8 protein-coding genes are annotated in these 13,075 nt (G+C 59.8%); 6 read left to right on the top strand and 2 right to left on the bottom strand.

Going from position 1 to position 13,075, the window contains the following annotated elements; all coding sequences use genetic code 11:
• Positions 1-231: 231 nt before the first annotated feature.
• Complete coding sequence (locus ACIOTN_RS16025; RefSeq protein WP_166650682.1) at positions 232-1,365, top strand: YihY/virulence factor BrkB family protein; 1,134 nt, start codon at positions 232-234, stop codon at positions 1,363-1,365.
• Here the strand turns inward: ACIOTN_RS16025 and ACIOTN_RS16030 are convergent.
• Positions 1,357-2,076 carry a M50 family metallopeptidase gene (locus tag ACIOTN_RS16030; RefSeq protein WP_402735700.1) on the bottom strand — a complete coding sequence of 240 codons (720 nt, stop codon included), beginning with the start codon at positions 2,074-2,076 and terminating at the stop codon, positions 1,357-1,359. The genes ACIOTN_RS16025 and ACIOTN_RS16030 overlap by 9 nt on opposite strands.
• A 157-nt stretch (positions 2,077-2,233) precedes the next feature.
• On the opposite strand from ACIOTN_RS16030, the gene ACIOTN_RS16035 reads away from it, so the two are divergent.
• The gene (locus tag ACIOTN_RS16035; RefSeq protein ID WP_105661629.1) at positions 2,234-2,554 is read left to right on the top strand and encodes a hypothetical protein; all 321 of its coding nucleotides are present in this window, start codon (positions 2,234-2,236) and stop codon (positions 2,552-2,554) included.
• A gap of 77 nt (positions 2,555-2,631) precedes the next feature.
• Positions 2,632-6,087: a TM0106 family RecB-like putative nuclease gene (locus ACIOTN_RS16040; protein ID WP_402735701.1), complete on the top strand. Its 3,456-nt coding sequence runs from the start codon at positions 2,632-2,634 to the stop codon at positions 6,085-6,087.
• 21 nt (positions 6,088-6,108) lie between these two features.
• Here the strand turns inward: ACIOTN_RS16040 and ACIOTN_RS16045 are convergent, their stop codons facing one another.
• Positions 6,109-7,365, bottom strand: coding sequence for a polysaccharide deacetylase (locus ACIOTN_RS16045; protein WP_402735702.1), 1,257 nt, complete (start codon positions 7,363-7,365; stop codon positions 6,109-6,111).
• Positions 7,366-7,592: 227 nt separating this feature from the next.
• On the opposite strand from ACIOTN_RS16045, the gene ACIOTN_RS16050 reads away from it, so the two are divergent.
• Genes ACIOTN_RS16050 through ACIOTN_RS16060 form a run of 3 tightly spaced genes read left to right on the top strand, consistent with a single transcriptional unit; the run spans position 7,593 to position 13,066 of the window.
• Positions 7,593-9,053: a DUF3375 domain-containing protein gene (locus ACIOTN_RS16050; protein ID WP_402735703.1), complete on the top strand. Its 1,461-nt coding sequence runs from the start codon at positions 7,593-7,595 to the stop codon at positions 9,051-9,053.
• Complete coding sequence (locus ACIOTN_RS16055) at positions 9,050-9,736, top strand: DUF4194 domain-containing protein (RefSeq protein ID WP_402735704.1); 687 nt, start codon at positions 9,050-9,052, stop codon at positions 9,734-9,736. Before ACIOTN_RS16050 ends, ACIOTN_RS16055 begins: the two co-directional genes overlap by 4 nt.
• A 3-nt stretch (positions 9,737-9,739) precedes the next feature.
• Complete coding sequence (locus tag ACIOTN_RS16060) at positions 9,740-13,066, top strand: ATP-binding protein (protein WP_402735705.1); 3,327 nt, start codon at positions 9,740-9,742, stop codon at positions 13,064-13,066.
• The last annotated feature ends 9 nt before the right edge of the window (positions 13,067-13,075 follow it).

Consider the following 13,075-nt stretch of genomic DNA (forward strand, 5'->3'; position numbering starts at 1 on the left):
CCAGGGCGTCAGGCAATCCGAAGGGGCAATTTTTCCCCGGCAGACGGCCTTTTCCTCGCTGCCACCTGCAAGGCCTCCCGGGCGATGGACACACCGCGGCGTTCAAGCAACAGGACAGCTGAATTGCCCTGAGGTAATTTGTTTCAAGAAGCCAGCGCTGTAGGTTTGATTTCATCAGTCAGACAGGGGAACTCAATGCCAGTACAAGGCAGCACAAGCAAAGACCGATTCATGGAATCCTTGACCTGCTACCCCCGGGCCCTGCGGGAATTCTTTCGCAACGATGGACTAGACGTTGCCGCTTCCCTGTCCTATTTCATGGTTCTTGCCATGTTCCCCGGATTACTGGCATTGATCTCGCTCCTGTCTTTGGCCGGTGCCAGCGAAAGCGGCACCAAATGGATCATGGAGCTGCTAGAGCAGAGCCTCGCCCCGAACGGACAATCTGCAAGTAGCGACTCCCAGCAATTGCTCGACACGGCCGAACAGCTGCTCGCTGGCTTGGCATCCCAAGCTAGCGGAACGTTCTGGGCAATCCTGGCCGGTTCACTCGGCGCGCTGTGGAGTACATCTGGATATGTCACGGCATTCAGCCGCGCGTTGAACCGGCTGTATGGGGCACCGGAAGGCCGCCCCCAGTGGAAACGGCGTCCTCAGATGTTCCTGATTACCGTGCTGATCATGCTGGTTGCCGTCGTGACCCTGGTGCTGCTGCTCGCTTCTGGCTCCGTCGCCCGCGGAATCGGCAATATTATTGGCATGGGCGACAGCTTTGTGCTCGTGCTGAATATCGCCAAGCCGCCATTGATGCTCATTATGCTGCTCCTGGTTCTAGCCTTGCTTTACTACTTCACCCCCAACGTCAAGCCAACGAAATTCCGCTGGTTCTCGCCCGGCACACTGACAGCTCTGGTGATCCTGGGACTGTCGGTATTCGGTTTCAGTATTTATGTTTCGCAGTTCGCCAGCTACTCCGCCACCTACGGAACCATTGGCGGGGTGATCATCTTGATTCTTGCTTGCTGGATCAGCAACATCGCTTTGCTCCTCGGAGCCTTGGTGGATATCGAATTCATCCGCCTCCGCCAGCTTCGCACGGGCATGCCTGCCATAGATGACGTACTTCTTCCACTGCGTGATGACACTTTGGTAGCCAAGCAGGAATTGGCAACATACAAGGATCTCGTCCAGGCCCAGGAAATCCGTATCAAGCACGGTGGCGACCCGCTGCAAGATATGGAGAGGGATCCATCCACGAAGCCTAAGCGCAAGACGAAGCTGCTCCCCATGGGGCTGGTTGCCGTGGCGGCCTGGACCGCTAGCCGCATGAAAACCAAACGCGATCTGCGCAGGGGCTCAGAATAGTCCCGACAAGCTCTGCAGTGCCCACCACAGGCCGCCGGAACCCAGAACAAGAATCACCACCACCCACAATGAGGCGAAGGTCCGGGTAGCCTCGGCGATCAGGTACGCATCGGACTGGGCGATATCGTGGCGTCTCCAAACATGTACCGAAAGAAGCTTGACGAAGTCTTTTAGGCCAGCCAGCAGCAAGAACCCGGCGATAAGCAAAGCCAGGTACAGGTACGCTTCGACCGGCGCAAAGAAGACCACTGCCAATGCCACGAGTGCACTAATAGTGCACACAATAAAGGCCGGCCAATTTCGGACAAAGATCAGCGCCAGCAGGAACAGCAACGCGTAGATGCCGAGCGCCCGCCCGGAATAGCCCGTGGATATGCCCCACAGCATCAAAGCTGAAACCCATATCGGTGCGGGGTACCCGAAAATCCCGGAGATGATGACAGAAATCTTGCCCCGTCCAATGCTCCGCACTTCTCCGGAATGGTCCCAGCCCAGCCGCAAGCCAGCCACGTATCTGCCCGTGAATAAGGCCGCGATGATATGGCCGAGCTCATGAATCAGCGTGGAGTACAAGCCGGTGATCCGCCAGACCGGACGAGGGACCACCAATAGCAGGATCAAGAACGCAACGATCAGCCACTGCCACTGGTTCAGGGCCACGTTCACCGGCTGCGAGAGCCGCTCCCAGGCCTGGGCAAAATCTAGATTCATTCCTGCTCCTCATCGGCGTTCGGTATTACTCATTCTTGCAAGCCCCACCGGCCACATAGTGACCGGCGAGTGCATTTCCCGACTTTCTGGGAAACATCACAGGTGACGGGCATAGTCTGCAAAGCGGAACACTGTGCCGTATATCTGGAGGAGTCTCATGTCTCGCATCGTTTCAACCGCCTTGGCCACCACCGGTTTAGTGGGCGGTTACGCTACCGGTCGTGCCACCAAGAAGCGCCCGCTGGCTGCCGTTGTGCTCGGTGCTGCAGGTGCCGGCGCCTTCCTGCTTTGGAAGAAAGATGCTGGAACCGCTAAAGCCATTGCCTTGATCAGCGCCTATCTCGGAGGCTTCGGCGCTTCGCATCCGCTGGCCAAGAAAATCGGTGCGTGGCCAGCGGTGAACTCGGTGACTGCCGGCGTTGCCATTCTCTCGCTCGTTCTTGGCGGCCCCAAGAAGAACAAAGACGAGCTGTCCTAAGCGGCATCAGCGAATCTGTCGGGGTCTGGTGCTACGTTGACTAGGTAGGAAACAAGTCAACGAAAGGCCCAGGCCCCGTGTTCTTTCTAGATGATCAGTTCATCTTCTCAGCGAGTGACCTGTCAGTCTCCGTTGACTGCAATTACCAGTCCCTGTACCTGCTGGATGTGAAACTCGGCCTGCGTCCCAAGCCTGACAAGGCACGAGACGAAATGCTGGAACGAACAGCGGTGCTCGGCGACGCCCATGAGCAGAACGTCCTCAAAGACCTGATAGCTGCCTATGGCGAATACGACCCGGCGACGGGAACAGGCGTCAAGCAATTCACTGATCGCCCACAGATGTCTGCGGCCGGTCTTCGGGCAGCCCACGAGGCGACCATGCACGTGCTTCGCAACGGCGCCGATGTCATTTTCCAGGCCACCTTCTTCGATGGGGCTTTCATTGGCTTTGCCGACTTCCTGGTCCGCCAGGAGGACGGCACCTGGGCCGTATGGGATACCAAGCTCGCCCGCCATGCAAGGGTCAGTGCCCTGCTCCAGATCGCAGCCTACGCGGATCAGATGCTGGCAGAAGGGCTCCCCGTGTCCACCTCGGCAACGCTGGTCCTCGGCGACGGGACGCATTCGGTGCATCGGGTTGATGAAGTGCTGCCAGTCTTCCGGGCCCAGCGTGAACGATTCGTGAAGATGGTGCAGGAACACCGTGCGGCCAACCAGCCAGTTCGGTGGAACTCCGATGAACTGCGCTTATGCGGCCGTTGCGATTATTGCGAAGAGCAGGCCCAGGAAACTCGCGACCTGCTATTGGTCGCTGGCATGTCCATGGTGCAGCGAGAAAAACTTCGCGCCCGCGGCATTTCCACCATTGACCAGCTCGCCGGGCTAGAGGATGGACCAGGCACCTCGCTGCACCGTGCCGCGGAGCAGGCCAGAATGCAGCTGGGGCTGGCCCAGAGCGATGGCATGGTCCACGGCGTCTCCTACCGGGTGAAGAACGAAGGCCCGATCTCTTCGCTGCCGCGGCCTGATCAAGGCGACATCTTCTTCGATTTCGAGGGCGACCCGCTCTACCAGGAACCTTCCGACGGCTCCTGGGGCCTGGAATACCTCTTCGGCGTCATCGAATATGACACCGGGGTGCCGGTGTTCAAACCCTTCTGGGCGCATAGCCGCGCCGAAGAACGCCAAGCCTTCCTGGACTTCATTGCCTATGTCGAAGAACGCCGCCAGCGGTTCCCGCGCATGAAGGTCTACCACTATGCGCCCTATGAGAAAACTGCCCTGCGCAAGCTCTCGCAGGTGCACATTGCCGGTGAGGACGAAGTCGACCAGTGGCTGCGTGAGAACCTGCTTGTCGATCTCTACGAGACCGTGCGTAACGCCCTGGTGGTTTCCACCCGCTCATACTCCATCAAGAAGCTTGAACCGTTGTACATGGGAGAGCACCTTCGCTCCGGGGATGTCACCGATGCCGGAGCATCGGTGGTCGCCTATGCCCAGTACATGCTGGCGCGGGATTCGAAGAACGACGGGGCCGCTGAAGCGATCCTCGAGTCGATTGCCGATTACAACGAGTACGACTGCCTTTCCACTTTGCGCTTGCGGGATTGGCTGCTTTCGCTCAGCGATGAGGCGCCTGGCACCCTGCCGGATATGCCTGAGCCAGGCCCGGCCGCAGACGAATACGAGCCCACCGCCGAAGAGCTTCGGCTGCAAAACTACCTTGCGCAGCTTCCCCACGCCCACGCGCTGAGCAACGATGACCGCGCGATCGCGATGGTCGCCGCTGCGACCGGTTACAACCGGCGTGAAAAGAAGCAGTTCTGGTGGGAACACTTCGACCGCTTGTCCGCGCCAATGGATGATTGGAGCGACGCCCGGGGAGTTTTCATTGTGGACACTGCGGAAGTACTCGAGGATTGGCATAAGGCCACTCCTCGGGCGCGCACCTCTACGCGCGTGACGAGATTGCAGGGAACCTTGGCGGAAGGATCCCTGCTCTCCCCCGGCTCATCAGTGTTCGCCATGTTTGATGCTCCGTTGCCTGAAGGCATGGCCGTTGACGACTCCGTGCGCGGCGGCGCATTCAACGCCACCGTAGTCGAGCTCGGTCCGGGCTGGATTACCATTGCGGAGAAAACCAGCGGCAAGATCCCTGCCTACGGTGCCCATCCATGCGCATTGGCTCCGGATAAGCCGTTGGCGACGATGAGCATCGATGCAGCGCTCAAGGAGATCGCCCAGCGGGTGGGCTCCACCGTACCGGTGCTTCCGGAACGGCCGGGCATCGACATCCTGCGGCGGATTCCGCCACGCCTGAAAACCCTTGCGGCACCGGTGGATCCAGCCCTGGTTGATGGACAGGCGCAGATCTATCCTGCCGTGGTCGAGACGTTGAAGGATCTTGATAATTCCTATCTTGCGGTACAAGGCCCTCCGGGGACCGGCAAGACCTTCGTCGCTTCGCATGTGATCCGTGAACTCGTTGATTACGGATGGAAGATTGGCGTGGTTGCCCAGTCCCATGCAGTAGTTGAAAACGTCCTGCGGAAAGCGGTGGAGGCCGGGGTCGATCCCGAGGCAGTAGCCAAGGAAGTCAAGCACGATGATCCGGTCCCCTGGGCCGGCACGTCCAAGGATTCTTTGGCTGAAGTTCTCCACGCATCGGGCGGCGGGCTCATTGGAGGTACTGCCTGGACGCTGACCGGTTCGAAAGTCCCCGCAGATAGCCTGGATTTGCTGGTGATCGATGAGGCCGGGCAGTTCTCACTGGCCAATACCTTGGCAGTTTCACGAGCAGCCCGCAATTTGCTGCTGCTCGGTGATCCCCAGCAGTTGCCCCAGGTCACCCAGGGCACTCATCCGCAGCCGGTGGACGAATCGGCGCTCGGCTGGCTGTCCGGCGGCGAACCCGTGCTGCCAGCCGAATTAGGGTACTTCCTGGCAGCTTCATGGCGAATGCATCCAGCGCTTTGCGCCAAGGTTTCGGCATTGAGCTATGACCACCAGCTGTTCTCGGCAGACGCCGCCGGGTTGCGGCAGCTCGAAGGCACACCGGCCGGGGTCGAGACGGTGTTCGTTGAACATCGAGGCAACACGGTCAGCAGCGCCGAAGAAGCCGGGGCTATTGTCCGATTGGTCCGCGAGCATCTGGGGATGATGTGGAGTCCGGGGGCAGGCATGCCTGCCCGTCCATTGGGCGCCGCTGACATCCTGGTAGTTGCTGCCTACAATGCCCAGGTAAATCTGGTGCGCGATGTCCTCGAAGCTGAAGGCCTATCGGCGGTCAAGGTGGGAACGGTTGACAAGTTCCAGGGACAGGAAGCACCAGTTGTGCTGATGACCATGGCATGTTCCAGCGCCACCGATGCATCGCGTGGCATCGAATTCCTGCTTAACCGCAATCGCATCAACGTTGCGATTTCCCGCGGCCAATGGAAGGCCATCATCGTGCGCAGCGAAAGGCTCACCGATTATCTGCCTTCCAACCCATCGGCGCTCGCGCAGCTCGGTGCCTTCATGGCTTTGTAGCTTGATGATCGATTGGCCCGGTCATTCGCGCGCCGGGTCAATCACATCCTCGACTTTGAAGAAACTTCCCAGGACTGGCCGGTCACCGCGCAGTTCCTTGGCGAACTGCAACCCATCCACATTGATGCGCATCTGCCGCTGGTACTCATCACCCTGCTGCATCCATGTGCGAGTCGTACCGTCAACGCCGTAGAAGTAACCGAACCCCTGGTCTTTGAAGAACTGGTACCGGTCCCCCGCGTAACGCTGGGTCCGGGCGATATCCGATCCAAAAGGATAGATGTAGTGCCCGGTTCTTCCCACGATCGGTTCCACTTCGGCTTTCCACAGTTTGGTGTCCCGCTTGAGCCGATCCATGCTGACCGTCCCAGTGGCAATGTGCCCCCACGAATGGGACGCGAAAACCCAACCGCTGTTCTTCATCGCTTCTGCGATCTCCGCAGCCTTCTTCTGGTCAGCTTCCAGAGTCTTGCTCTGGGGATACTGGCTGGCAGAGGTGCGGTAGCCGAATGCCCCGTTGTATCCGGTCATTGCGATCAGGCCGCGAGCGTCCCGATACGTGAAATCGGGATGTTCCGCTACGAAGTCATCGACCATCGTGGTCACGTCAAAAGCGCCAACCTGCGTTTTTCCCTCCGCATCGACGTATTCGTTGCGGACCTTGCCGTCCTTATCCAGCACCAGCTTGCTGGCGAAGCCATCACCTTCCATGTATTCGTAATAGCTCAGGTCATCGATGGACAGCACCACTGGCTTCTTGCCCTGGGGCAGCATGATATCCCGATACTCCATCTGCCCCTGGCCGTCGAGCGAGGCGAAATCTTCCGGGTTGACCAGGACATAATCACGCGCATACAGCTCGTCGAGGATGGCTGCAAATTCCTTCTGGGTCACCATGTAGTCGGCGTACCCCTGCGAACTGCTGCCTTCGTCAAAGGCCCTGCCGGGATCGACAATCAGCGAGTGGAAGAACAGGTGAGGTATGTTGTTCGGCTCTTCCCAAGCTGAAACCTGCCCTTTCTCTTCCTCTAGGCCGCTGGCCATCTGGTTCAGCTGTTCGGCGCTGTCTTTCTTGGCGAGTTTAATCGCCGCGTCATAGTCGTATCCGTCAGCTAGCCGGTTGATCTCGGCTCTCACGCCGTCCACTCGTGCTTCTTCCTGCTCAGCCTTTTCAACGGCAGCAGGATCCGGGGCCGGCGTTGGCGGCTCCTGTGAAGCACTGCACCCGGCAAGTCCCAGCGCCAACCCGAGCGAAATCACCAATCGTGGATTCTTCAATGGCTTCGACCTCCGTGACCTCCACCGTGCCCGCCAGGCCGGAAGAAAACGAGTTGTCATCTGGTTATTTCGACCCTACACAGGTAGCGCTAGAGGCAACACCCTTTCAGGATGAATTACCGAACTTGAGCGATGTCTAACATTCAGCTTTTAGGGAGCTCACATTTTGGAAGGAGTCCAATGATTTAGAATTGATTGGTTAGGCGTCCCAAAGATCAAGGAAGTACATGCAGCCCTCGCACCGCGCGAATAGTTTGTGGCTTCAGTCCCAGCAGTTCAAAAGCTCGGCAGCGTATCGGCTTCTGACCGCCCAGCCGTGGGCTGTGGCCTTCATCCGCGCAGAGTTCACCGCAGACCGTTCACGGATCGCATTGGAACTTTTCCATGCCTCCTTGGATTCCTTCCTGAAGCAAGCGCGCAAAAGCGATGACCAGATTCCCGCCTCGTATTCGGCCCAGGATTTCGCCGAAACATGGGTCAAACAGGGAATTCTGGCTCGTCCGCTGATTGATGGGCGCTTCGTGTATGAACCCAGTGCGCAGACCCTGCGCACCCTGCGCTACCTGGCGGATTTTTCCACCGACGATTCGCATTTGAACTCGTCTCGCCTGAACACGTTGCTTTCTTCCCTGGAATCGCTGGCCCACGAAACCGATCCGGATCCCGAAGCACGTATCCGTGCCCTCGAATCCCAGATCGCGCTGCGCCAAGCCCAAATCGACCAGCTGCGCAGCGGGGATGACCCGGCGGTGCTTTCTCGCACGACCGCCTTGTCGGCAACACGTTCCGTACTCGATCTGGCATCGAGTTTGCCAGCAGATTTCCGACGCATGCGCGACGGCGTCCAGGATATGCTCCATTCATTGCGTGAAGGCATTCTGGATGCCTCCACAGCCAAGGGCGTAGCTGTGGGCCAGGTTCTTGAAGCTGACCGTCAGTTGCGTTCCACTGCCGAAGGCGAAACCTTCAGCGGATTCACTGAATTCCTGAACTCCCCGGAAGCGCAGCAGCGTTTCCGCGCCGCATTGGCCGAAGTCCTGGACCGCGACTTCGTAGATGACCTGGAAACGCCCGAACGCCAGATCCTCACTAACCTGTTGCGTGAATTGCGCCGCCAGGCAGCTGAAGTCCATGCCTCCTATGGCAAGCTCTCTGAATCCCTGCACGCATTCGTGCAGTCCGAGGACTACAAGCAGGCCGAGCTATTGCGCCAAGCGGTCCGCGAAGCTGAACTAGCGATCAGCAAATCCACGAGCCTGAAACCCCGCAGCGGCTTGGCCCCGATGGAGCTCTTCGCTCCGCAGTTCGTCACCCTTTCCGGTCTTGGAATCTACGACCCATCCGAGCATGTGGCTCCGCCTCCGCTGGCTCAAGCGCCAGAATTCAGCGAAGCCGACATTGTGCGTCATCCCTCGACGCCCCAGGCGGACATGCCATTGCTGCGTGCATCGATCACCCGGCATCTGGGCCAGTCCAGTTCCGGCTCGATCCGGTTGGATGAAGTCTTCGAATCCTTGGATGCCGAGCAACGGCACTTGAATTCCATTCGTGCCCTCGTGGAAATCGGGCGCACCAATGGCGAATCGCTGAACGAGAGCGATCTGCTCAGCATCCATTTCCAGCAACTCGATGGTTCGATGCGAACCGCAATCCTGCCCGCGTTAAGCTTTACGAAGGAGCCGCTATGACCAAGAGCGATTCATACGCCGCACCGATCACCGAACCATTGTTCGAGGGCGACACCGGGAAGTTCCCGCTGCCGCTGCGCCAGCTGCTGGTCCGGTTGTTGCGCGGCCCGTACCTTGATGGGTCCATCGATGCCTCGGCTTGGCAACTGCTGCTGGACCAGCAGCAGAGCATCAGCGATTACTTCTCCGAGATCTTCTTGGCACTGCAGCTGGACATGGACCGCAAGATCGCCATGCTTGCCCCCGTCCAGATTGAACAGGTCCACACTTCCCCTATTGCTCCGCGCCGTCCGCTGAAGCGTGATGAAACCCTGCTCGCCCTGCGGCTGCGGCTGTTGCTCGAACAGCATTCGGGCAGCGGCAGCGATGCCGTGATTTCGCGTGCGGGCATGCACGAGATCCTGGCCGAGCACCGCCAGACCTCCGACCGGGATGACAAGCGCTTTGCCGAATCCTGCGATGCTGCGGTAACCCGTCTGCAGGCTCTGCGCCTGCTGACCGGCACCGAGCTGGAGAACGAGTTCCGCATTTCCCCGGCCCTGGCGATGGCGCTGCCGATCACCAATATCCAGGACATACCACGCTACATCGCGGCAATCGACGCTAATGATCCAGCTTTCAGCCTGGGAGCCGAAGAAACTGATGACCTCGCAGAGCAGACCCCCGAGTTGGTGCAGGAGTAACCGATGAGCATTGAAATGACTCTCCCGCTGGGCGGGGCTCTCAACCCAGGACAGCATCGTCTGATCCGGGTTCAAATAGTTAACTGGGGAACCTTCCACGGCTTGCATGATCTGGCCGTGGACCGCGCCGGCACCTTGGTCACCGGCCATCCAGGCGTGGGCAAATCCACCTTGTTCGATGCGATGGGCCACGTCTTCTTTGCAACGCCCCGCCTGAACGAATCGGCCAATGACGCGGCCACCCGCGAGGACCGCCGCACCACGTTCTCCTACATGCGCGGGCGCAAGTTCAAAACCAGCGCCGGCACTGTCTACCAGCGCCCCGGCGCGACGTGGAGCGCCATCGTGCTCAGCTACGACGATGGCATGGGCAACACCGTTACAGCCGGCGCGGTCTTCGATCTGCCCGATGCCGGCCTGGAAGGACAGGTCTCCAAGCACTATCTGTTGTGCGAGGGCAAGGTCAATATTGCGGAGCTGGAAAACCACGGCCCGCGCCGCTTTACCGTGTCCTCGCTGTCCAAGGCCCTGGCACCGAGCGAGGCATTCGATACCCACAAGGCTTTCATTGAGCGATTGCGCCGCCGTTTAGGCGTCGAAAGCGACAAGGCCTTTGCCCTGTTGCGCACCTTGCAAAATGGCAAGGGCCTGGCCAAGGGCGTCAACCAGTTCTTCCGCCACGAAGTGCTGGAAGAACCAGCCACGTTGAAGGCCGCGTCCGCAGCAGTGGAAGACTTTGCCCATTTGCGTGGCATCTACCGCCAGCTGGATACCGCCCGCGCCCAGCGTGACGTGCTCGCGCAGGTGCCGGAGCAGGATCAGGCCTACCGTTCCTTGGCTGGACAGATCGCCACCGCCCGGCAATTGCTGGAAAGCGACGTGCACACCCTGGAAACCCAGGTCCGCCAGCTGGTGCTGCGCAATGACCTGAACTCCCACGAAACGGAGCTAGCCAAGCTCAAGGCCGAAGAGGCCGAGCTGCGGCAGCGCAAGGAAAAGCTCGATGACCAGCTGGCGTCGCTGGAGGCTGCCCACGACTCTGCGGGCTCTGCTTCCCTGATGCTGCTGGAGCGGGAAGCCGATGTGGCTCGCAAGGCATTGAGCGAGAAGGAGAACATCATCCGGACCCTGCAGCAGCAGGCCTCGGATGCTGGCTTGGCCTTCGAATTCTCAGCCACCGGCCTGGATGAGCTGCGAGCCAACGCGGCACGTACCTTGCAGCAGCTCAGCTCGATTACGCATGATGCCCAGACCGTTGAGTACGAGGCCATGGCCACCTTGGTCAACCTGCGCAAGCGCGCAGAAACGTTGGCTGACCAGATCCGCTCCTACCAGCGCCGGGCCAGCAATATCGATGACCGTTCGATAGCCGCCCGCCGTGCCATCGCTTCGGCCTGCTCGCTCAAGGAAGAACAGCTTCCCTTCGCTGGCGAGCTCATGGATGTCTCGGCCGATGCCGGTACCTGGCGTTTGGCCGCTGAAAAGGCCTTGCACTCCTTGGCCCGCACCCTGCTGGTTCCCGGGGAGCTGCTCACCCAAGTCACCCACGCCATTGATCAACTCGACGGCTTGGGCCGCGTGCGGTGGAGCGACATTTCCCAGCCGCCGCGCACCGCTGAAGCTGGCCCGGCAGACCTGGTGGCCAAGCTGGACTTCGCGCCCGGCGAAGCCGGAACCTGGCTGAAGGCAAAGATCACCGCCGACTACCCATTGGCCTGTGTTGAGAACGATGCAGCCATGCATGTGCACCCCAAGGCGATAACCCCGGCCGGCACCATCAAATCAGGAACCGGAAGCTTCGAGCGCGATACCCGCACGTTGCCTGCTTCCGAGTACCTGCTGGGCTTCACCAACGAGTCGAAGATTGCCGAGTTGCAGTCCAAGGCGGCACGGTTGGATGAGAAAATCGTCCAGGCCCACCAGGCTGCCGATGAACGCAGTGCGGCGAAGAACAAGATCGTGGCCAAAACCCAGCTCTTGCAGGCCCTCATTGCCGATGAGCGGACTTTTGGCCAGTTCGACGCGTCCGAGGCACTGGAAGCGTTGCGCCGCAGCGAGCAGAAGCTCGGCGATGCCTTGGCATTGTCCGGGGATTCCTCCCGGGTTCGCCAGCAAATCGAAACGGCGAAGGCCGAGGCAGAAACCCTGGTCGGGGACCTCGCACTGGTTCGTTCACGCATTGCAGATCTTGGCTTGCAGGTGCAGCGTGCACAGCAGATCCTGTCCACCAGCGATGACTTGGGGACCGGATGGGAGCAGAGCATCCCGTCCGCGCTGCGCCAGCATCAGCTGCTTGGCCCGGTTCTCCAGCAAGTGCTTGCAGGCGACTGCCCTGCCAGTGAACAAATCAGCGAAGCCTTTGCCGAGGTCAAGCTCCAGTTGGGCAGCCAGGTCAACTCCTTGCAGTCGCAGCGCCAGGAAATCGGTGGCGCGCTGAGCGAAACCTTCCGTCGTTTTGCCCGTGAATTCGGCAACTCGCACGCGCAAACCCATGGCACCACCGCTGAAGCAGCTGAGCACTACGCGCAGCTGCACGATCAGATCGTGGCCGACGGCCTGCCGCACCATGAGGCGCAGTTCCGCGAATACTTCGCGAACCGTTCCTATGAACGCTTCAGCGACCTCTTGCAGTTGCTGGATGAAGAGCGCCGGATGATCTCCGAACGCATCAAGCCGCTGAACCAGATTCTGGCAGAGGTGACTTTCGAGCATGGGTCGGTCCTTCGCCTGGAAGCAGTAAATGCGATTCCAGTTGAGGCCGGTACCTTCCGCAAGGACCTGAAGGACGCATTGCAGGAGGCTTACACCACCAAGGACGAATCCACCTTGGCCAGCTCCTACCAAGCGCTGGAGGCACTGGTTACCGCACTCAGCGACCCGGCGATGGCTTCATGGCGTTCGACCGTGCTCGATGTCCGCCAGCATGTGATGATCAGCTGCAATGAGCACAAGCCCAATGGGGAGATTGAGACCGGCTTGGAACCCGGGACGCTCTCCGGCGGCGAAGGCCAGCGCTTCACATCCTTCATCATGGGTGCTGCCCTGGCCTACCAGCTGGGCTTCGCTTCAGCCGGGTTCACTTCCTACGGCACGGTGATGATCGACGAGGCGTTCATTCAAGCCAACTCCGAATATGCAGCGGCAGGCATACGCGCGTTGCAGGAGTTCGGTTTCCATCTGGTGCTCGCGGCCCCCGAGGACAAGATCGATTTGAGCCGCCATCTGGGATCCATCACGGATATCATCAAGCACCCTGGCTCCAATATCTCAGGCTTCGTGACCACCGGCCGTTCCCCGGCCATGGCCACGACGATTACCCTGCGCAGCTGAACATCCAGA

This window comes from Glutamicibacter sp. NPDC087661, assembly GCF_044743275.1.
GTDB lineage: Bacteria > Actinomycetota > Actinomycetes > Actinomycetales > Micrococcaceae > Glutamicibacter.

Coding starts and splice junctions, on each gene's coding strand:
- ACIOTN_RS16025 (WP_166650682.1), top strand. CDS start 232: ATGGAATCCTTGACCTGCTACCCCCGGGCCCTGCGGGAATTCTTTCGC.
- ACIOTN_RS16030 (WP_402735700.1), bottom strand. CDS start 2,076: ATGAATCTAGATTTTGCCCAGGCCTGGGAGCGGCTCTCGCAGCCGGTG.
- ACIOTN_RS16035 (WP_105661629.1), top strand. CDS start 2,234: ATGTCTCGCATCGTTTCAACCGCCTTGGCCACCACCGGTTTAGTGGGC.
- ACIOTN_RS16050 (WP_402735703.1), top strand. CDS start 7,593: ATGCAGCCCTCGCACCGCGCGAATAGTTTGTGGCTTCAGTCCCAGCAG.
- ACIOTN_RS16055 (WP_402735704.1), top strand. CDS start 9,050: ATGACCAAGAGCGATTCATACGCCGCACCGATCACCGAACCATTGTTC.
- ACIOTN_RS16060 (WP_402735705.1), top strand. CDS start 9,740: ATGAGCATTGAAATGACTCTCCCGCTGGGCGGGGCTCTCAACCCAGGA.